General features: G+C 39.4%; 19 protein-coding genes. 7 read left to right on the top strand and 12 right to left on the bottom strand.

The window, feature by feature from the left end:
• The 6 genes from AC1TPB_RS08200 to AC1TPB_RS08175 form a co-directional block, all read right to left on the bottom strand.
• Complete coding sequence (locus tag AC1TPB_RS08200; protein ID WP_482076028.1) at positions 1–270, bottom strand: translation initiation factor 2; 270 nt, start codon at positions 268–270, stop codon at positions 1–3.
• 200 nt (positions 271–470) lie between these two features.
• Positions 471–917, bottom strand: a complete 447-nt coding sequence (locus AC1TPB_RS08195) for a DinB family protein (RefSeq protein ID WP_482076027.1) — start codon at positions 915–917, stop codon at positions 471–473.
• Between the two features lie 57 nt (positions 918–974).
• Complete coding sequence (locus tag AC1TPB_RS08190; protein WP_482076026.1) at positions 975–1,502, bottom strand: HugZ family pyridoxamine 5'-phosphate oxidase; 528 nt, start codon at positions 1,500–1,502, stop codon at positions 975–977.
• Positions 1,503–1,519: 17 nt separating this feature from the next.
• Positions 1,520–2,293 carry an ABC transporter ATP-binding protein gene (locus tag AC1TPB_RS08185; RefSeq protein WP_482076025.1) on the bottom strand — a complete coding sequence of 258 codons (774 nt, stop codon included), beginning with the start codon at positions 2,291–2,293 and terminating at the stop codon, positions 1,520–1,522.
• Positions 2,294–2,295: 2 nt separating this feature from the next.
• Positions 2,296–3,291 (bottom strand): FecCD family ABC transporter permease, encoded by a 996-nt coding sequence (locus AC1TPB_RS08180; protein ID WP_482063718.1) that lies wholly within the window; start codon positions 3,289–3,291, stop codon positions 2,296–2,298.
• Positions 3,292–3,515: 224 nt separating this feature from the next.
• Positions 3,516–4,193, bottom strand: coding sequence for an HNH endonuclease (locus tag AC1TPB_RS08175; protein WP_482076024.1), 678 nt, complete (start codon positions 4,191–4,193; stop codon positions 3,516–3,518).
• Between the two features lie 195 nt (positions 4,194–4,388).
• Between AC1TPB_RS08175 and AC1TPB_RS08170 the strand changes: the two genes are divergently transcribed.
• Positions 4,389–4,961 (top strand): DoxX family protein, encoded by a 573-nt coding sequence (locus AC1TPB_RS08170; RefSeq protein ID WP_482063720.1) that lies wholly within the window; start codon positions 4,389–4,391, stop codon positions 4,959–4,961.
• Positions 4,962–5,091: 130 nt separating this feature from the next.
• On the opposite strand, the gene AC1TPB_RS08165 is transcribed toward AC1TPB_RS08170, so the two are convergent.
• On the bottom strand, positions 5,092–5,526 hold the full coding sequence (locus tag AC1TPB_RS08165) for a MarR family winged helix-turn-helix transcriptional regulator (RefSeq protein WP_482076023.1): 435 nt from the start codon (positions 5,524–5,526) through the stop codon (positions 5,092–5,094).
• A 121-nt stretch (positions 5,527–5,647) separates the two neighbouring features.
• Here AC1TPB_RS08165 and AC1TPB_RS08160 point away from each other — a divergent pair, with 121 nt between their 5' ends.
• Positions 5,648–6,235: an NAD(P)H-dependent oxidoreductase gene (locus AC1TPB_RS08160; protein WP_482076022.1), complete on the top strand. Its 588-nt coding sequence runs from the start codon at positions 5,648–5,650 to the stop codon at positions 6,233–6,235.
• 436 nt (positions 6,236–6,671) lie between these two features.
• Here the strand turns inward: AC1TPB_RS08160 and aguB are convergent, their stop codons facing one another.
• The 4 genes from aguB to AC1TPB_RS08140 form a co-directional block, all read right to left on the bottom strand.
• On the bottom strand, positions 6,672–7,553 hold the full coding sequence (aguB, locus tag AC1TPB_RS08155; RefSeq protein WP_482076021.1) for an N-carbamoylputrescine amidase: 882 nt from the start codon (positions 7,551–7,553) through the stop codon (positions 6,672–6,674).
• Between the two features lie 449 nt (positions 7,554–8,002).
• Positions 8,003–9,040, bottom strand: a complete 1,038-nt coding sequence (locus tag AC1TPB_RS08150; protein WP_482076020.1) for an agmatine deiminase family protein — start codon at positions 9,038–9,040, stop codon at positions 8,003–8,005.
• 84 nt (positions 9,041–9,124) lie between these two features.
• Complete coding sequence (locus tag AC1TPB_RS08145; protein WP_482076019.1) at positions 9,125–10,879, bottom strand: sensor histidine kinase; 1,755 nt, start codon at positions 10,877–10,879, stop codon at positions 9,125–9,127.
• Between the two features lie 10 nt (positions 10,880–10,889).
• Positions 10,890–12,437, bottom strand: coding sequence for a response regulator transcription factor (locus AC1TPB_RS08140; RefSeq protein ID WP_482076018.1), 1,548 nt, complete (start codon positions 12,435–12,437; stop codon positions 10,890–10,892).
• A gap of 252 nt (positions 12,438–12,689) precedes the next feature.
• On the opposite strand from AC1TPB_RS08140, the gene AC1TPB_RS08135 reads away from it, so the two are divergent.
• The 5 genes from AC1TPB_RS08135 to AC1TPB_RS08115 all read left to right on the top strand — a co-directional run bounded on the left by AC1TPB_RS08135 (position 12,690) and on the right by AC1TPB_RS08115 (position 18,582).
• Complete coding sequence (locus tag AC1TPB_RS08135; protein ID WP_482076017.1) at positions 12,690–13,979, top strand: ABC transporter substrate-binding protein; 1,290 nt, start codon at positions 12,690–12,692, stop codon at positions 13,977–13,979.
• 24 nt (positions 13,980–14,003) lie between these two features.
• Positions 14,004–14,879, top strand: coding sequence for a carbohydrate ABC transporter permease (locus tag AC1TPB_RS08130; protein ID WP_482063728.1), 876 nt, complete (start codon positions 14,004–14,006; stop codon positions 14,877–14,879).
• On the top strand, positions 14,876–15,682 hold the full coding sequence (locus tag AC1TPB_RS08125; RefSeq protein WP_482076016.1) for a carbohydrate ABC transporter permease: 807 nt from the start codon (positions 14,876–14,878) through the stop codon (positions 15,680–15,682). The genes AC1TPB_RS08130 and AC1TPB_RS08125 overlap by 4 nt, the downstream gene beginning before the upstream one ends.
• Before the next feature lie 155 nt (positions 15,683–15,837).
• Complete coding sequence (locus AC1TPB_RS08120; protein WP_482076015.1) at positions 15,838–17,886, top strand: beta-galactosidase; 2,049 nt, start codon at positions 15,838–15,840, stop codon at positions 17,884–17,886.
• A 141-nt stretch (positions 17,887–18,027) separates the two neighbouring features.
• Complete coding sequence (locus AC1TPB_RS08115) at positions 18,028–18,582, top strand: GNAT family N-acetyltransferase (protein ID WP_482076014.1); 555 nt, start codon at positions 18,028–18,030, stop codon at positions 18,580–18,582.
• 14 nt (positions 18,583–18,596) lie between these two features.
• Here the strand turns inward: AC1TPB_RS08115 and AC1TPB_RS08110 are convergent, their stop codons facing one another.
• Complete coding sequence (locus tag AC1TPB_RS08110; protein WP_482076013.1) at positions 18,597–20,717, bottom strand: methyl-accepting chemotaxis protein; 2,121 nt, start codon at positions 20,715–20,717, stop codon at positions 18,597–18,599.
• Positions 20,718–20,860 lie beyond the last annotated feature (143 nt).

Raw genomic sequence — 20,860 nt, 5'->3', positions numbered from 1 at the left:
TCATCTTTTCTTTCGCTCCATCTTTTCTATTTTATATGTTAGTTGATCGATTTGCTTTTGCATTTGTTCAATTTGTTGTTCTAAATCAGATTGATCATCGGAACTTTGATTCTTTTTCTTATCAAATTGTTGAAGTGCCAAACCCGCAGAAACAGCGGCAATTCCATCAGCTATTGTAGCAAGTGCCCCACCCCAAAATGCAAGTTTCGCAATGTATCTGTCTTCTGCATCACTATTTTGTTCACTGTTATTATTTTTTTTCTTATCCACCCGACTTCCCTCCCTTACTTACTTTATGCCCAAACAATGAAAATTGATCATTTCAAATACGACAAATACACTTATGTACCATTCTAACTACGCCCATATACGGATGCTAATTTTCCAGATAATAAAAAAGAGCGATCTAGGTTATCATTTCCGAAAAATGATAACCTAGATCGCTCCTGTATTCAATTATGTATAAGTTCTTATTGTGCGTGCTTTTGCATTAATGAAATCTGCCCAGCATGAATACCCGTATGGTACATCAGCTGCGAGATTGCATCTAGCGGAGAAAATATGCCACGCGGCGTGTTCACTTCTTTGTTCCAATCTTCTTCTGGCAAAGCCTTCATAGCAGCAATAATCATTGCATTAGAAGCTTCAAGCAAAGCTACTAGCTCATCTACATTATTGAATTCGACAGCTGAGTTACCTGGACCTCGTAGCGTGTGATATTCAAGGTAAGCAGGCTTCGGCGCTCCGAAAACCCATTCTGCATAGACAAATTCAACTTCAGCACTATGTCTGATCATATGACCTACTGAAGCAGGTCCGATCGATAATGAAAGAGATTCTTGCGGCAATTCCTTGACCATCTTGTGGAAGCGACCTTGTAAGGACTCCCACATTGCGATAATTGTTTCTGTGTTCATATATCTTTACCTCCAGCGGTTTCCATAATAATAGATGTCTAGTACTCGAACCAAAAATTAATTACCTGCAGGTTTTCCATCTAGACCATGTGCGTCACGGTTAATATGATCGAAATGCTCGCCCGCAAAATCAACATCAAACGCTTGACCAAAACCAATAACATAACGACCATTAGCTAGTGTAAGCTCGAATAGTGAGAAATCAAGTGTACGTAGCATATTGAATGTCGGAGCACCAAATCTTTGCGAAAACTTCTCGAATACAGCTTCGTAGCCTTCGTTACCAACGTTGGCAGCTTGCCCCTTAAAGCGTGCACGCTCACGAGCAAATATGTTTTTTGATGCAGATTCGTCAGCAATTAACATCACGTCAACCGCTGCATTGTTTTCCATGTTTTGATAATGCTCAGCAATACGACTAAGGTAGACATACACTTTTCCTTCATGCTCAACAAATGGTGCATAAGATAAGAACGGGTTGCCTCCTGCATCGATTGTTCCTAGAAAAATAGATTTCATTCCTCCTACTAATTGCTGATAGTTCTCCTTCAACACATTCAAATCCATCGGTTTAATATTCATCATCTCTTCATCACTCTTCCTCACGTTACTTTTTTTATTATATGAATGCGTGGTACCTCATTATTCAAATTAATTTCAGCTTCCACGCCATATACATCTCGAATTAATTCTGTTGTGATAATTTCACTTGGCGTACCATACGCTCTAACTACGCCATCGTTGATCACACAAATTTGATCACTATACAAAGCGGCATGATTCAGATCATGTAATACCATAACGACCGTAATTCCTAATTCGGAATTCAATCGTTTCACTAATTCAAGCACTTCAAGCTGATGTGCAATATCTAGATAGGTTGTCGGCTCATCCAGCAATAGCATCCGCGGCTTTTGTGCTAAAGCCATTGCAAGCCAAGCTCGCTGTGCCTCACCTCCAGATAATTTATAAACTAACCGATTACGATACTCTGCCATATGTGTCTGCTCTAGCGCCCACTGTACAATCTCAGCATCCTCTACCGTCATCCGTTCATACCATTTCTTATAGGGCAAACGTCCATAGCTAACTAACTCACCTACGGTCATATCATGTGGACTTGTATTCGATTGCGATACCATACACATTAATTTGGATATATCTTTAATCGACATATCTGTTAATGCTTGATGATCGAACGATATCTCGCCACTCGCTACGTTAATTCGCTTGGAAATGGCTTTAAGAATGGTCGACTTGCCGGTTCCATTGGGACCAATAATGGACACAATTTCCCCATCGTTCACTTGTAATGATACATTTCTAATAATCTGTTTATCCGAATAATTGATGGAAATATCTTTAATCGATAGCATGACTACGCACCGCCCTTCCGCATAAGATACAAGAAGTATGGACCGCCAATCATCGCCATAACGATACCAGCAGGAATCTGAATCGCTCCAAACAAAGAACGACCGATCATGTCGGCAATTAGGAGCATGATTGCACCTAGCAAAATGCTAAATGGTAAGCTAAATCTAAAGTCTGAACCGATAAGCATACGCGATATATGGGGAACGACTAGACCGACAAATCCTACTAACCCTACCATGGATACGGAAATCGCTGCGAGAAATACAGCTAGTATCGATAACATTAACCGAACGCGATTCATATTCTGTCCCAAATTATGCGCTGTCTGTTCACCAAGACGTAATATATTAATTTTGCGTATACACAATAATGCAACAATCCATCCTACAATGGAATAAGGTAAAATAAACGATACATCGCTCATATCGATTCCTGCCAAACTACCATTCATCCATTGAACAGCAGCAGGTAGACGATCACTATAAAGCAATTGTAGTAAACCCATTAGCCCACCAAATATCGCATTAACTGCAACTCCTGATAATATAATTCTTACGGGCTGAAAGCCGATAGAACGTTGCCATGCCATAGTATATACCATAGCCGCAGCAATCAATCCGCCACCAATAGCAGCTACTGGAACAAAGAAACTTGATTGTGGCATAACGAGCATAATGAATAGTGCTGCCGTTGCCGCACCACTTGATACGCCAGTAACTCCTGGATCTGCTAATGGATTCTGGACAACCGCTTGCAAAAGTGCACCTGAAATTGCTAGATTTGCTCCCACAATTAATGCTAGTATAACTCGCGGCATACGAATGTCCCATAATATAACGGAACTAGTATCGTCACCGTTTCCAAGCAAGGTTTGCAGAGTAACAATAGGATTAACGCTTACACTACCTATACCAATAGCAAAAAGTGCAGAGAGGACCAGTACGATACCTGCAATTCCAATCATAGCTGACTTCTTTCTTGTCGATCCCTCAAACACTACCTGTGCACCTCCTAAAACTTTTCACGGACTTCTCGATACACTTCTCTTCCATGAAAAGTTACTTCGTAAGCATAATCTATTGCTTCATTATTACTTCCAGCTACAAGTGAGCCATCCATTCAATTATAACGATATTGATAATTATTATCAATACATAGATATGGTTTACACCATAAAAAAAGACTCTACACTACATTGTTCTTCAACAAATGTTAGTAGAGTCAACCTTCCACAATATCTTGCGATTGCATAAATAAGTATTTCATAAATTGCTCAGTTGTAAGATTTCCTTTTTGCTGATTGCAAGTTAGACATGCACATACGCAATTGGCAGGAGTCGTATAACCACCCTTGGCACGTGGTAATAAATGATCAATCGTATCTCCGCTTCCACCACAATAATGGCAAGTATGATGATCTCGCATAAGAATAAATCGTCGAAACTCTTTACTACTATAGACCATACGAATCGTGTATGGATTAATAATAATCGCAGCACCTTCCTTAACAAGTGCTTTAGCTTGCGGGGGATCGATCTCTTCATACCATCTACGACCTGTATCTGATCGCCCACGCATCCTTACAACACCGCGTGCGGTTGGTCTAATATCATCAGCACGAACAATACTATTTTCATTGTTTGGTGATTGCCGATGGTAAGAGGTAGGCTGTCTTTTCTTTCTTGTCCATTTGGCTCTTCCCGTATTATGAGGAGTTGAGCACGATAAAGTTTCGGTAACTTGTCCACGAGTGGATATCGAAGTTCCCGCTTGTCTGCAGCGCTTACACGTTCCGCGACGACTATTTTGACTTTCACGACGACCTGTCCGCCTTAAAAATTCACTAATCGGCTTCTCTTGACCACAGCTTATACAATACTTCTTACTTGTTTCAACCATAATATTAACCTTCCATCCGAATGATGATATAGAAATTATACCACAAATACGCTTATACTTTTCACTTATCCTAATATCCTCTTTTCCATGTTTTTTCCACAATTGTGAGAAAAGTCACTTCCACTATAATGGTTACTCCTTTATACTTAAGCTATTAAGAAAACAATAACATTCATTTTTTTGGAGGAGATTATAATGAGTAAAGCTGTTATCATACCGGAAAACCCAGTATCTCGCTTTCTATTCAGTAGTACACAAGCGGCTTGGTTTTGGCTGGCTGTTCGCCTTTACGTTGGTTATGCTTGGATTACTGCAGGCTGGGGCAAAATTAATAATGATGCATGGGTTGGAGAAAACGCTGGTGCTGCCATTAAAGGATTTATGGGCGGCGCACTTGCTAAAGCAGCCGAAGGTAAAGACGTAACATCTTGGTATGCTACGTTCATTGAAAACTTTGTCATTCCGAATGCAAAAGTATTTTCTTATTTCGTAGCTTTCGGTGAAGTTCTTATCGGTCTTGGTCTAATCGTTGGTTTACTTACTGGTATTGCCGCATTCTTTGGTGGTCTAATGAACGTAAGCTTCCTATTAGCAGGAACAGTAAGCTCTAACCCTGTATTATTCATTCTAGCAACTTGGTTAGTATTAGCATGGAAAAACGCTGGTTGGTATGGTCTTGACCGTTGGGCACTTCCTTTACTAGGTACGCCATGGTCTGGAAAAAAGAAAAAAGCTGAAGAGGGTAGCGAAGCTGCGATCGATGCCTAATCATTTTAGTAAATGAAATGCATCTCGCTAGATGCATTGAAGCAAGAGATTTCTATGAGGGAATTAGCCCTCGTAGAAATCTCTTTTTTTGCATGTTTATTATTAATGATTATATTCCATTGTCACTCCATTATTGAGTATAAAAAACTTTAGAATGAAGCGTATGAAGCGCAGTCTCCACCTCTATTAATTCTGCATCAGAAAGATCTTCAATCCTCGCAATAAATTGGGTATATATTTGAGCAAAGGCTTCATTCATCATCATCTTTCCTTGCTGCGTAAGATGGATATAATATTTACGCCGGTCGCTGACATCAACGATTTTTTGAACAAGCTGCTGCTCTGTGAGCTTTTTCAACTCACGGCTCGTATTTGGCATCGACATCTTCATGCAATCACTAATATCACTGAGCAATGCAGGCGGATTCACCGCTAAATACTCCATAATTTTATATTGAACCGGTGTAATATGATCAGCCTTCACATCTTTGGCCATATCATGTGAAATTTGATGAACCGAAGATATGAAAGGAATAAATTGTTGAAATAATGTGTACTTATCCATAGGATCACCTCTTATGACAACATAGCAAATTAATTGTCGTAAAACAATTATTAATTGACAACTAATTTAACGGCATGTTACATTTTAATTATCATTTGATAACTAAAGGAGATGTATCCAGATGAACATGCTCGTTATCTATACTCATCCTAATCATCAAAGCTATAATTATTCACTATTCGAAGCCGTTATGAAGGGTGCTAAGGAAAATAAGCTCATTCAAAATATTCGTGTGCTAGATCTTTATGAAGAAAATTTTAACCCTGTCCTATTTTTTGACACCGAGCATCGCCGCAGAGATATGCACAAAGATCCTCAGCTTGAAAAGTATAGAGAGCAGCTATTATGGGCCGATAAAATTGTAATGGTATATCCGATTTGGTGGGGGAGACCTCCAGCAATGCTGCTAGGGTATATTGATCAATTGTTTACTTCAGAGTTTGCCTATCGCGATGCGTTGGGATTATTGCCAAAAGGGCTGCTAAAAGGGAAATCGGTCGTTTGCATCTCAACGATGAAGGGACCAACTTTCTATCCGCTATTATGGTTGAATAATGCTCATAAAATATTAATGAGAAAAGCATTATTTAATTTCGTCGGTATTCGTCATGTAAAGTTTTTTGAATTCGGCTTCTCCGAAAGCCCAAAAGGCAAACATGTACAAAAACAACAGAAAATTTACCGTTATTTCAATATGGTGCGCGCTTAAACTAGGTAGTACATCACTCGCTACAGCATGTATGCCATACTGTAAACTTATCTAACCTCCTTTCGTTTACGCATATCGTTTGCAACTATATTTCAATGTGAGGACCGCCCGGCAGCCTTGTTGCTATGTGATTTAGAGCAAATTTTTGCTTTGTTTAACCTCGAAACCTTGTTGCTATGTGATTTAGAGCAAATTTTTGCTTTGTTTGACCTCGAAACCTTGTTGCTATGTGATTTAGAGCAAATTTTTGCTTTGTTTGACCTCGAAACCTTGTTGCTATGTGATTTAGAGCAAATTTTTGCTTTGTTTGCATTCCTAGCACAGCAGTTAAGACGCCGAACTGAAACTGATGATGCGTGCCTCTTCGCATGCCGAACAAAAAATGAGCAGCCTTCGAGTAGTTATAAACACTCGGAGGCTGCTCACTGTATTATAGCTATTTCAAAAAAGTTTGCTCTCCATCGTACGTACCGATAATCTTGTATAGATCCGGTCTACGGTCACGGAAGACGCCCCATTCAATACGCATCGTTTCAATTTGATCAAGATCAAATTCAGCCACAAGTACCGTTTCCTCAGAGCGACCCGCTTCTGCTACTTTATTTCCTTGCGGACCTGCAATAAATGAAGCACCATAGAACGTAATAGAGGAATCCTCATCACTTTCCACTCCGACACGATTGGAGGCTACGACAGGAACTAGATTAGAGCCTGCATGTCCAAGCATACATACTTGCCAGTGATCCTTGGAATCAATGTCGCCATCTTGCGGCTCAGAGCCAATCGCTGTAGGGTAGAATAGAATTTCTGCCCCCATCAAAGCCATACAACGCGCTGCTTCTGGGTACCATTGATCCCAGCAAATGCCGACACCAATCTTCGCATATTTCGTATCCCATACCTTAAATCCCGTATCGCCCGGATTGAAATAAAACTTCTCTTCATAGCCTGGACCATCTGGAATATGACTTTTACGATATTGACCAAGAATCTCTCCGTCAGCATCAATAATGACAACAGAATTATAGCGAGCATTATTTTTCTTCTCGTAATAGCTAATTGGCAATACCACTTGCAGCTCTTTCGCTACTTGTTGGAAATGTAGGATTGCAGGATTTTTCGCTAGCTCCGTTGCATAAGCGTAATAATCCGCCTTTTCCTTCTGACAGAAATAATAAGTTTCAAATAATTCTTGCAGTAAAATAATTTGCGCACCTTGCGCCGCTGCTTCACGCACAAAACGATCCGCCTTCGCAATATTCTCTTCGCGAGTAGCCTCACAGCTCATCTGCGTAGCTGCAACTTTCACATTTCTCATAACGAAAACTCCTTTGTAATAAATTTATAGTTACACCACCGCTTAATTTTCCAAAAATACTCCTCGATTGTTCGCTAACGATAGTCTTCACGAAGTGAATGTAATCACTAGCATGTGAGCAGCGCAGCGTTCTCACATGCGATCAAAAAACTTCCTCGATTGTTCGCTAGCAATTATTTGAGCTACCTTTTCAATAAATGCTCAAATTAGTCGCTTGTCAGCACCAAGAAGATGCACTTCAGCAAAAACGAGTAGCGCAGCGCGTTCTCACATGCGGTCAAGAAAGAACTTCAACCTTCCCCGAGTGTTCGGTAGTCAGCACCAAGAAGATGGCCTACAGTGGAAACGAGTAGCACAGCGTACGTATTGTGTACGTGAGCACACGCAGGCTTCCAATGGAGGACATATTCGCCGTCGAATACGCTACATCAGCATAATCATCGTGATCACTAGCGAACTTGGGGTTGTTGTTGAGTTGTGCAGTGGACGTTACCCCCCTCACCCACAACCCCCATCCCATTGACCGTACGAATTCGACGTTCTGGGTATAATCCCGCTAGCACTTCTATCGCTTTATGATCTGTCTCTTCAGCAGTACCACCGAATATAGGCAAAATAATACCACCATTTACGAAATAGAAATTCAAATAACTTAATGTCAATCGAGAGTCCTCCAAATAAACAGCAGGTGGTTGCTCAATTTCAATAATTTCTAATTGACGACCTTGCGCATCTACCGTATCGCGTAGTATTTGTAGGTTTTCTTGAGTAATCGCGTAGTTATCATCACTTGGATCATAACAAACTTGCATAATGACTTTCCCTGGCGCAGCGAAGCAAGCAATATTATCGACATGACCGTCTGTTTCATCGCCACTTAATCCATTTTTCAACCAAATAACTTTTTCTATATTGACATATTGCTTCAATAGCTCAACGATTTGCTCACGAGATAGATCAGCATTACGATTCACATTCAACAAGCATTCTTCCGTTGTTAGCAACGTACCTTCGCCGTCAACATGAATCGAGCCGCCCTCCATCACAAGCGGAGCATCAAATTGTGCTGCACCAATATGCCCAATAATTTGTGGTGCTACAGCATCATCAAGATCCCAAGGTGTATATTTGCCACCCCATGCGTTAAAGCCCCAGTTGACACCAGCAAGCTTGCCGTCCGTTGTTGTAACAAAAGTTGGGCCATTATCACGTAACCAAGCATCATTATGCTCAATAACTAAGCAATCTACTGCAAAATTATGATTGCTTCCTACTTGAGCTTGTACTGCAGCTTCATCTGCACCATTCACAATAACTGTTACAGGCTCGAATTCTGCCATTGCTATAATAATTTCAGCGTAGGCTGTACAAACGTCAGCGTACGTTTCAGGATATACCATCGATGATTGAATCGGCCATGAAATAAATGTGCGCTCGTGGCTTGTCCACTCCGCCGGCATTGAAAATTGCTCTGTTCTAGGATTCATAATTCCCTCCGCATTGTATAAGTTCTAATTTACGAATAATCGTTGTAATAGGTAATAACAACAATCATTATATACTAAAAATATTTATTGTTCGACGCTAATGTTTTGCACGATTGGTAAACTAATCTTGACCGCTGTCCCATAGCCACTTGCACTTTCTAATTCAACGCCGTATTTCGATCCATACAACAACCCGATCCGATGATGAACATTATCAATGCCTATACCAGACACGGAACGTTTCTTGATGCGCTCTTTGTTTTCTTGGGCACCAACACCATCATCTAGCACTTCAATTAATAGACGATCCGCCTGCTGTCTAATGAAAATATGAATCGTACCTTTTCGCATACTAGGGAAGGCGTGGAAAAACGCATTTTCAACAAAGGGCTGAATAATTAATTTGGGAATATACAAATCCATGCAATCTTGACGTATATCAAACAGTACGTCAACTTGCTCGCCATAACGAATCTTATTGATATACACATAATGCTTCAAATTTTCGATTTCATGCTCTACGGTTACGATATCTTCCGTCGAGCCAATCGTATTTTGTAGCATTGTACTTAAGCTCGTAATCGTCCGATCCACATCATCAATTCGGTTCATCTTCGCCAAATATTTAATCGAGGTTAACGTATTATATAGGAAATGAGGATTAATTTGCATCTGCAATGCACTAAGATCTGCCTTGCGACGCTCATTCTGTTCGACTATTAAGCGATTCGTATAGAGATCAATTTCCTTCACTAGATGGTTGTACGTTTTCGTTACGACTTTAATCTCGTAGCTTACACTTTCCTGGAGCGGATGGCTCTGCAAGGAATCTACCTTCGCATTTTGCATTGTGTCCACAAGCTCATATAGTGGCTTCGTAATTTTACGCGTTAACAAATAGACCGATATAATAATTAGCAATAATACAATTATAACCACTTCAGCAATACGATAAGCAATCTTTTTCAATGGCGCAAAAGCGATATTCCCATCAATTTCTTGTAGCAAATAAGCATCAAATTCAGGGATATAGAATGAAATATAAGTCGAATCACCCTTGGTCATTAATCCATAATCCTCACGCTCTCCGCCGATTTTCGCATATTCAAGCAACTCTGGACGATACACATTCGTAGTATCCCGCACGCTACTCGACATCACATTCCCAGCAGAAGTTACTAGTGAAATTTCTGCACCATCCGATAGATAGGGGCTGTATCGTTCAAAAATCGTCTGTTCATTCATAATAACGATAGCGTAGCCGTACATTTGTCTTTGGAATGTGTCCATCAACGGCTTCGTTGCAAATATATAGCGCTCATATGGCACCGAATCAGCAAAGAGATTTTGGCTACCATGATACAGTATTCTTTGCTGCACTAGGCCTTCTTGGACCATATAATCCTCAATAATATTTGAAGGAACACGATCCCATTTCAATGCATTACTTGAGTAATTACGATCTTTGTTCTCACCGATACCTGCAACGATAAAATGAGTTTGGTCGGGGCTAAGATAGTCCTGATACGTATCAATATATCTGCCTAAATCGATAATAATATTCAGTTGATCGAGCGTTGACTTTGTTGGCTGCGTCAAATATTGCTTAAACGCATCACTATTATTAATACGGATCATCGTATTGACTATTTGTTCGTTATATTTAAGCAATTCATCGCGCACAAGCGTCATATTGACTGACGCATTTTGCGTAATTTGCTTCAATAAGAGTTTTTCCGAGATGCTCGAAGTCGCTAACGTAAGTACGACAGAAATAATTAACGTAGCCGCTAACATAATCGCTAGAAACTTCATAAAAATACTGTTTCTTCTTGGCATATAATCACCTTTATTTAGAATGGGTATTACGGTATTCTACAGGTGTCATCCCTGTAAACTTCTTGAACACTTTGGAGAAATAATTATGTTCAGAGAAACCGATTTTCATACTGATGTGTGAGATTGTATCTTCATTATATTTCAGTAATTCCTTTGCCTTCTCAATTCGCAATTTATTAATATAAGCCGTCATATTCTCGTTCGTACGATGTTTGAAATACCATGATAAATAACTATAATTCATATGAAATTTTTCCGCCAACTCAGATAAAGAAATATCTTGATCATAATTATCATGGATATAATCAATAATTTGATTAAGCAAATTCACTTCATTATGCTCATTATGTTCGTTGAACTGATCTTGTACCATCCCCATAAATAGCGTCATCGTTTGCTCAAGTTCATCGATTGTCGTTGCTAGATCAATCTTTTTAAACCATATAAGCTTTTCTGAACTTTGCTCGGTAAATGGTAATTTCAGATGTTCAAGATTACTCATCACCGTATAAATAATATGTTGGATAAACCGTTTCAACGAATACTCATCTAATGCTTGTGTCTTTTTCACTTCGTTAAAATATTGGTCAAGCTGCTCTTTCGCTTGGCTGAACGTTAACCATTTCAGTGCATTAACAAAGGCTTCATGTTCAAAAGCTACTTCCGCCTGATTTTGCTTAATTTCATTTTCTAGCATCATACTACGCGAGCTGAAATAGATGACTTTACTCAGTAGCTCCTGCAGCAATATATATTTCTCTTTCAATAAATCAATCGAAGCAACGGTATTCGAATGTAGAAATTTCAACTCGGAATAACGTTCATGCACCTTTTTCACGAATTGAATCATTAATGATTTCAAATCCAATTCTTCCTCAGGCTCATAATTAATAATGAGCGTAATATGGTGCTTTGTGAATATCGACACATAGGAAACGTCATGAAATTGCTCATAGCATTTATCCAAAATAAATTGTTCAAGCTCATATTGACTATTATTAGTTAGTGATTGTAACACAGCCGTACTCGTTACAAGCATCGTAAATTGACTGCCCGGTAAATAACTACTCAACTGCTGCTTATCTTCTGCTGAAAGCTGATCCTCCTGTTCAAACCACTGCCCAATTATAATGGCCGGTTCTTTCAGTAGTGGAATAATCTGCTCACGCTTCATCGTACTTGGCTCGCAGGAGTTGTGAATGATCGTAACTAATTCCTCTGCCGTTACCTTTGGCTTCAATAGATAGTCGTCGACACCATACTTGAATACTTCCCGCACAAGCTCGAATTCACTATAGCTGCTTAAAATAATAATTTTGATGGCTGGATGATGTTTACGCAAATTTTTCACGAGATCGATACCATCCATAACCGGCATCATAATATCTGTAATAACAACATGAGGATGTACTTTATCAACTAACTCTAAAGCTTCCACTCCATTTGCTGCTTGCGCAACAACTTCTATCCCTTCCTTACCCCAATCATGGAGATGGGTTAAGCCCGTCCTAAATATCGCTTCATCATCTACGATCATTACTCGATAGGATGTCATCATTATCACCCCTTCATTTCTTCAATTACACCTTTTTATCATATAACAAGTCACTATAGCAAGTATTCACTATCTTCGCGCGAAAAGCACTCTAAATAATTTACTAGCATACAAAATTTATACTACTAACTCTTTACTAATACTTAATCATCTATAAATTGTTCCAGCTTAAGACAAAATACTTATTATACAGCTAGTCTTATTTTTTATAAACTTAGCTTGTACACACAAAACATAGACAAGGGGTTGTAAAAATTGAAGAAAGCACTTACAGTTTTACTTCTTACAGCATTAATGACTGGTCTACTAGCTGCTTGTGGTAGCTCCAACAATGAACCAAATAACACTACTTCGGACAAGCAAAAGGTAGTAGCTTGGGCATGGGATCCTTCCTTTAATGGTAAAGCACTAAAAATTGCAGAAGAAATTTTCAAAAAAGAAAATCCTGAATTTGAATTAGAAGTAATCGATATGGCGAAAGCTGACCTTGAGCAAAAATTAAACACTAACTTAGCTGCTGGTGTTACTAATGGTCTTCCTGACATTATTCTTGTAAATGATCCTAACATTCAAAAATATGTTAATTCTTACCCTGGAACGTTCACAGATTTCACAAACGATGTTGACTTCACTCAATTTTCTCAATATAAAGTTGATGCGTTAACCATTGATGAAAAAGTTTACGGTGTTCCATTCGATATCGGTGTTACGGGTATGTTCTACCGTACAGATATTCTAGCTGAAGCTGGTTACTCTGCAGCAGATCTTGAAAACATCACATGGAATGAATATATTGAGATTGGTAAAGTTGTAAAAGAAAAAACAGGAAAATACATGTCTACAATTAACCCGAACGATGAAGCTTGGACTTCTACGCTTCTTCAATCTGGTGGTAGCTGGTATATTACTCCAGAAAACACTGGTAACTTTGTAAATAACCCAGTGATGACTGAAACACTTCGCGTATATAAAGCAATCGCTGATTCTGGTATTGCTAAGCCTGTAACTGGTTGGAGTGAATTCGTTGGTAGCTTCAACGCTGGTGACGTTGCAACTGTAGTATCTGGTGTATGGCAAATCGCTTCTATTATGGATGCAGCTGATCAAAATGGTCTTTGGGCTGTAGCGCCTACTCCTCGTCTTGACATCGAAGGTGGCGTAAATGCTTCTAACGAAGGCGGTTCTAGCTGGTTCGTACTTGAAAAATCAGCAAACAAAGATCTTGCTAAGCAATTCCTTGGCGCAACAATTGGTGGTAGCAGTGAATTCTACGAACGTTTCTTAACTGAAGCTGGTGGTGTTGGTTCTTATATCCCTTCATTCTCTAGTGAAGCTTACCAAACGACTTCTGAGTTCTTCGGTAACCAAGCAATCTATTCTGATTTCACAGCATGGTCTACACAAGTTCCTGGTATTACTTTAGGAATGTACACTCAAGAAGCTAAAGATGCTTTGAAAAACGAGCTTCCGAACATTCTTAACGGTTCAGATCTTGAAAAAAGCCTAACTAACATTCAAAAGCTATTTGAACAACAAGTACAATAATCTATAAGTTAGCGGGTGGTATTCATGAGGGGCAAGTTCAATAAATCCTCTCTAATCGGATGGCAGTTTGTATTACTGCCATCCGCATTAATTTTATTGTTCAGTTTTTATCCAATGATTCAATCCTTTTTCCTGTCATTCGAATCAGGCAAAGGTAATGTATCGCAATTTGTCGGTTTAGGTAACTACACTCGCCTATTCTCGGATCCAATGTTCAGACAAGCTTTATTTAATACGCTTTTATATTTAGTTATTCAAGTACCTATCATGCTTTTACTGGGCTTAGTTATTGCCCATTTGTTAAATTCACCTAAATTGAAGTTAAAAGGTTTTTACCGTACAGCAATTTTCTTGCCTTGCGTAACAGCTTTAGTATCTTACTCCATTCTATTCAAAAGTATGTTTGCGGTAGATGGTATCTTCAATCAGATGTTATTAAATTTGCATATTATCAGTGAGCCTGTAGCATGGTTGATGGATCCTGTCTGGGCTCGTGTGGTCATAATATTAGCTATTACTTGGCGTTGGACAGGTTATAATATGATCTTCTATCTGTCAGCTATGCAAAACGTTGATCCAAGCGTATATGAAGCGGCATCGATTGATGGCGCATCTAAATTCCGTCAATTCGTGTCTATTACCATTCCAATGCTTAAACCAATTATTTTATTTACAGCGATCATCTCTACGAACGGTACATTGCAATTGTTCGATGAGGTTGTAAATATTACAAATGGTGGACCTGGTAACTCAACGATGACAATTTCGCATTACATTTACAACTTATCATTTGTATATACTCCTAACTTCGGGTATGCAGCTACTGTATCTTATGCCATTGTATTTATCGTTGCAGTGCTTGCTCTTCTACAATTGAAAGTCGGAGGTGAGAAGAAATGAGACATCTAGGTGCTATCGGTAAACATACATTTCTTATTATCGCTTCATTCATTTCGTTATTTCCCTTCGCATGGATGATTATTGGTATGACAAATACATCAAGCGATATCGTTAAAGGTAAGTTCAGCTTTGGTTCTGAATTTATGAATAACGTTACTAAATTATTTGATCAAGCAGATGTTGCTACTGCATTTACGAACTCTTTGGTAATTGCACTTGTTTCTACACTATTAACTTTAGTTCTTTGTTCTATGGCAGGTTATGGTTTTGAAGTCTATCGCACGAAAGGTACAGATCGTCTATTTGGTTTACTAATGTTATCCATGATGATGCCTTTCGCGGCTATTATGATCCCATTGTTCAAGTTATTCAGTTCTTGGGGATTATTGGACTCTGCGACAGCAGTTATTCTACCTGGTATGACTACTGCGTTCATGATCTTCTTCTTCCTGCAAAATACGAAGTCATTCCCACGTGAATTACTTCAGGCTGGCCGGGTTGATGGATTGAATGAGTTGAAACTATTCACACATATCTATGTCCCGACTATGAAACCAACTTATGCAGCAGCGGCTATCATTACATTCATGGCAAACTGGAATAACTTCCTATGGCCATTGATCGCCCTGCAATCGACAGAGAAAAAAACATTACCACTTGTTGTATCGTCATTGGCATCGTCTTATAATCCAGACTATGGTATTATTATGGTGGCAATTATAATTACTACAATACCTACCGTTATTATCTTCTTCTTACTGCAAAAACAGTTTGTACAAGGTATGCTTGGTTCAGTTAAGTAATCATTATCTACCATTAGGCTATACTCGATATTCTTAACGATTATCGAGTATAGCCTAATCTATAAAAAAAAGTTTGAAGGATTATGCTTCCGATATACTTTTTACTTTCAAGAAGTATATCAGGAGGACTATAAAAAGTTTAAGGGGATATATTAATGAAACAATTATTCTCAGATAAATTGCTTCACGGAGCAGATTATAATCCGGAGCAATGGCTTCATGATCCAGAAATATTAGCTAGAGACATCGAGTATATGAAAACGTCCGGCAGCAATATTATGTCGATCGGTATGTTCTCTTGGGCAAAGCTTGAGCCACAAGAAGGCGTTTTTGATTTTGAATGGATGGATAGCGTTATTAATAATTTATATAACAATGGTATTAACATCTTTCTTTCTACGCCATCAGGCGCTCGTCCGAATTGGCTAGCAGAGAAATATCCTGAAGTGTTACGTGTAGGCGCTAATCGCCAACGTAACCTATTCGGAGCTCGTCACAACCATTGCTATACTTCACCTGCATATCGTGAAAAGATTACAATTATTAACCAAAAACTTGCTGAACGTTATGCGCATCACCCAGCTGTAAAGCTATGGCATCTTTCTAATGAATATGGCGGTGAATGCCATTGTGATTATTGCCAGGATGCATTTCGCGGTTGGCTGAAAAATAAATACGGTACGATTGAAGAGCTTAATATGCAATGGTGGACGACATTCTGGAGCCATACGTACGACGATTGGTCGCAAGTTGAATCTCCTGCACCACATGGTGAAAATGCGATTCATGGGATGAATCTTGACTGGAAACGTTTCGTTTCTGATCAGACTCAAAACTTCATGAATCATGAAGTTGCAGCTGTGAAACCGTTCAATCCCGATCTTCCAATAACAACAAACTTTATGTACTACTTTGATGGTCTAAATTACTTTAAATTCAAAAATGATGTAGATATCGTATCATGGGATAGTTATCCGTTATGGCATAAGAAGGATGATATCTCTGTTGGTCTAGATACAGCGATGATGCATGATCTCATGCGCTCTATCAAAAAACAACCGTTCCTATTGATGGAAAGTACACCATCAAGCACGAACTGGCAAAGCGTATCTAAGTTGAAAAAGCCTGGTATGCATCTATTGTCTTCTCTACAAGCAATCGCTCACGGCTCCAATTCCGTTCAATATTTCCAATGGAGAAAAAGTCGTGGTTCTAGCGAGAAGCTACATGGTGCTGTTGTTGCCCATAATGATCGCTCTGATGCAAGAGTATTCAAAGAAGTTTCACATCTAGGATATTTGCTATCTGGCTTGTCTGATATTGCTGCTACTAATACGAATGCTGAAGTTGCGATCGTATATGACTGGGAGAACAAATGGGCAGTTGAGGATTCTCAAGGTCCTCGTAACAAAGATATGGGCTACATCGAAGAAGTACAAGCTCATTACCGTGCATTTACGAAACAAGGTATTTCCGTTGATTTTGTTGATATGGAATGTGAAATTAATGAATATAAAGTCGTTGTTGCACCGATGCTTTATATGCTTCGTGCTGGATTTGAGAAAAAGATGCGCGCTTTTGTTGAAAATGGCGGCACACTCATTACAACGTATTGGAGCGGCGTCATTAACGAAAACGATCTAATGTTCATGGGTGATGGTCCTCATGACTTAACCGATGTTCTTGGTCTATATAGCGAAGAAATTGACGGCTTATATGATCATGAACTGAACTATGGTCAAGTTAAGAAATCCCTTGCTGCAGGTAAACTACAAGGCAGCTATAGCTGTTCTATGCTTTGTGACATCGTTAATTTGCAAGGTGCCCAAGCGATTATGACGTATCAAGATGACTTCTATGCAGGTCGTGCTGTCGTCACTCGTAATCAATTCGGCAATGGTGAAGCTTATCATATCGGCAGTCATTTCGAAGATTCCTTCTATGATGATTTCTATCATGATATAGCTAGCAAACTTGATCTGGCAACTGCGCTTGATGTACAATTGCCAAATGCAGTGTATGCTGCTAGCCGTGAAAATGAATCGACAAAGTATGTATTCATTCATAACTTCTCCAATGAAGCGAAGCCAATTCCTCCATTAGATGCGCGTTATAGCTTTGTAACTCGATCTCGTGCAGAAGCAGCAGAACAACAATGGACACTTGCTCCATATGAAATGATTATTGTTTCTATTGAAAAATAAGAAAACCTCTATCGAGGCAACTTAAGGATGAACAACCGCGTTTATATTGTGGTAATATAAAGCTTAGATCAACGAAATAACGTTGATCTAAGCTTTTTCCTTATCATCAAACAAATAAAAAGTTTTAGGAGCTACCCCCACATGATTAGACAAGCACAGTTAGAAGATGCGTCTCAAGTTATTTCTTTAATTATTTCCGCGATTCATGATCTAACGATTCCATTTACAGGAGAGCATGATGAAGATGCCGCTGCCAAAATATTAACAGAATATTACTGTTCTCCTGGTAATCGCTTTAGCTCCGAATTAGTTACCGTTGAAGAGATTGACGGACAGATTGCCGGGATGATTCTATGCTACTACGGCAAAGACATGGCTGCATTATATGCTCCGATTGAGTTCTTGCTAGAGCAGCGTACACATAAAAAAGTAACGTTAGAGCCTGAAGCAGATGCTGATGAATATTACATCGATGCAATAGCCGTTCATCCATCGTATCAAGGACGTGGTATTGCCTCACGCTTAATGGAATATAGCCAGCAGAAAGCGGTAGCTGACGGTGTGCATAAGGTCGGCTTAAACGTTGATTTCGATAATACGACGGCCGAAGAAGTATATAAGCGTAAAGGCTATGCTGCCGACAAACAAATCACGCTCCACCACAAGCCTTTTTGGCATATGGTGAAGCATGTATAGCTTGCTACAGTTTGCTATGCTTTTGGTTGCAGTACAAACTTGCTTAGATCATCCTGTAATTGCGCAGACATTTGCTTTAGCTCCTGCGCGGAATATTCAATTTGCTCCATCGATGCCAGCTGTTCTTCCGCAGCGGCAGCCATCGTTTCTGCTTCATTGGAATTAAGCTCGGAAATATGAGCAACTTCAGCAATTGAGGACGTAACCTCCTGCATTTCTGCTGACATTTCTTCTGATGTAGCGGAAACATCTTGGATCTGCCCACTTACGATTTTAATATCTTCTAATATTCGATCAATTGTATTTTTTGAGCGATGAAGAAATTCCAAGCCGCTATTTGTTTCAAGCTGCATCGACTTCATCGCTTCAACATTTTCATTCACTAAGCCACGTATTTCTCCTAGCAATTCCGAGATCGACTTGCCTGAGGTTGTCGTTTCTTCCGCAAGCTTGCCAACCTCTTGTGCTACTACAGTAAATCCACGTCCATACTCACCAGCACGCGCAGCTTCGATGTTAGCATTCAATGCTAACAACTTTGTCTGAGCGGCGATATCCATAATTGCATCAATAATTTTACTAATTTGCGCAGAGTGTTCCTCTAGCCGACGAACGACACCTGCACTTAGATCCTGCGACTTTTTAATGCTATCCATCTGCTTGACCGTCTCTGTTAACTGTTGATCACCTAGCAATGCATTTTCACTCGCACGAACTGCGACAAAAGCTACCTCTGATGCTGCCTCGGCGATCCGACTTACGCCAATCGCCATCTCATTCATTGCTTTTGCGGTTTCACTAGTTGTACGTGTCTGTCTTACTGTACCATCGGATACATGCTGTACTGATTCTGCCACCTGCTTCATCGCCATTGAGCTTTCATGAGCAATCGTTGCCAGCTGCGAAGAAGAATGAAGCGTTGTTTGCGCTATCGTTTGGTTGTTGTCGAGCACAACACTCATTGCCTGCTGCATACTATTAAACGCTTCGCCAACCTGACGCAGTTCATCTCTTGTATTAAGTACAATATGCTGGGAGAAATCGCCCTCTGCCATCGCTTCGGCACGGTCCTTCAAATTCCGCACTGTTTCTATAACATTTCGATAGAAGGAAAGATAGATTAACATAATAAATAGAAAAATAACGATCATGATGGACAAGGTAACGTTACGACTGAATATCGAATCATCTATTCGAGTTGCTAATTGCTCCGTCATATTTTCCCCTAGCAACACATAAGCTTTGCTCATTTCCTCGATAGCTGCTGCACCCTTGTTATAGTAATTTTCATTACTCATCGTAAAGCTAGCAGCCTCCAATACTTCTTGGTCTAATAATGTAATATAGTTGCCTGATAAAGTATGAACAGCAGCTAATTCCTCTAAAAGCTCCTTATACTTTCCAGGATAACTCGTCTCTAATCTACTTATTTTATTCGCTAGCTCATTACTAGCATCTTGACTACTTGCCTTTCTTAGCTGTAATTGCAAATACGCATCTTCGCTTAATTGCTTCGTTATTAAAGCAGCATTGCCTTTACCTCTAATGACCCCCGTAGTTTCTATTAATATTGGCAAGTCATTTACTAGTAATTGCATCATATAATAAGTGTCGATTTCCGTATCGAGCGTAAGATAGGATTCATCTGATACTAGCTTTATCGCTACCAACACCTCTTTCACTAAATCAGAATGCATATTATAGCTTTCTGCTTCTAGATATTGGTCGTAGGTCACCTCCAGCTGACCCCACTGGCTTACAATCGATTGAAAGTACTTATATGAATGTGGATATTGCTCTTTATTGAATTGTTGATCGATATTGTTTATTAATTCCTCTATTTCTGCTTGCTTTTCTTTAATATTGGCAAGCAATGTCGTATTACCATTTAAGTAATCACTAACTAAGCCTCGATGCTGCTGAATTTGAATAGCAAGCGGCCACACTGCTTCAATCTGCGCAATTCCTACACGCTCCCCTTTCATATAGTTAATATTGTTTTGCTGTTCCACTGCCCATGTCGTAAACAAATAAATAATTGGACCAAGAAATAAAATACTAATGAAAATAAACTTTTGACCATACTTCATTCTCGATACAAGTGAAGTAAATGGTTTCAATACAGTATCTAGCATTGTCGTCTCTCCCTTAACATCGATGATGAATGTTATACGATTTCTGCATACTTGCAAGTGTCAGGTCTACTCTTATATATGTGCTAGAATGCTATATTGCCCCTATCATTTGTCTGATGGGTGAAAAACAGCAAGATTCTTTC

The sequence above is a fragment of the Paenibacillus sp. Y951 genome (assembly GCF_056786395.1).
This window is presented reverse-complemented; position numbering and strand designations above follow the sequence as displayed.

Excerpts from the sequence above, each read along its gene's own strand:
- AC1TPB_RS08160 (WP_482076022.1), top strand. The coding sequence starts at position 5,648 with ATGAACATGCTCGTTATCTATACTCATCCTAATCATCAAAGCTATAAT.
- AC1TPB_RS08150 (WP_482076020.1), bottom strand. The coding sequence starts at position 9,040 with ATGAATCCTAGAACAGAGCAATTTTCAATGCCGGCGGAGTGGACAAGC.
- AC1TPB_RS08190 (WP_482076026.1), bottom strand. The coding sequence starts at position 1,502 with ATGATGAATATTAAACCGATGGATTTGAATGTGTTGAAGGAGAACTAT.
- AC1TPB_RS08120 (WP_482076015.1), top strand. The coding sequence starts at position 15,838 with ATGAAACAATTATTCTCAGATAAATTGCTTCACGGAGCAGATTATAAT.
- AC1TPB_RS08195 (WP_482076027.1), bottom strand. The coding sequence starts at position 917 with ATGAACACAGAAACAATTATCGCAATGTGGGAGTCCTTACAAGGTCGC.
- AC1TPB_RS08115 (WP_482076014.1), top strand. The coding sequence starts at position 18,028 with ATGATTAGACAAGCACAGTTAGAAGATGCGTCTCAAGTTATTTCTTTA.
- AC1TPB_RS08175 (WP_482076024.1), bottom strand. The coding sequence starts at position 4,193 with ATGGTTGAAACAAGTAAGAAGTATTGTATAAGCTGTGGTCAAGAGAAG.
- AC1TPB_RS08145 (WP_482076019.1), bottom strand. The coding sequence starts at position 10,879 with ATGCCAAGAAGAAACAGTATTTTTATGAAGTTTCTAGCGATTATGTTA.
- AC1TPB_RS08110 (WP_482076013.1), bottom strand. The coding sequence starts at position 20,717 with ATGCTAGATACTGTATTGAAACCATTTACTTCACTTGTATCGAGAATG.
- AC1TPB_RS08170 (WP_482063720.1), top strand. The coding sequence starts at position 4,389 with ATGAGTAAAGCTGTTATCATACCGGAAAACCCAGTATCTCGCTTTCTA.
- AC1TPB_RS08130 (WP_482063728.1), top strand. The coding sequence starts at position 14,004 with ATGAGGGGCAAGTTCAATAAATCCTCTCTAATCGGATGGCAGTTTGTA.
- AC1TPB_RS08125 (WP_482076016.1), top strand. The coding sequence starts at position 14,876 with ATGAGACATCTAGGTGCTATCGGTAAACATACATTTCTTATTATCGCT.
- aguB (WP_482076021.1), bottom strand. The coding sequence starts at position 7,553 with ATGAGAAATGTGAAAGTTGCAGCTACGCAGATGAGCTGTGAGGCTACT.
- AC1TPB_RS08165 (WP_482076023.1), bottom strand. The coding sequence starts at position 5,526 with ATGGATAAGTACACATTATTTCAACAATTTATTCCTTTCATATCTTCG.
- AC1TPB_RS08185 (WP_482076025.1), bottom strand. The coding sequence starts at position 2,293 with ATGCTATCGATTAAAGATATTTCCATCAATTATTCGGATAAACAGATT.
- AC1TPB_RS08140 (WP_482076018.1), bottom strand. The coding sequence starts at position 12,437 with ATGATGACATCCTATCGAGTAATGATCGTAGATGATGAAGCGATATTT.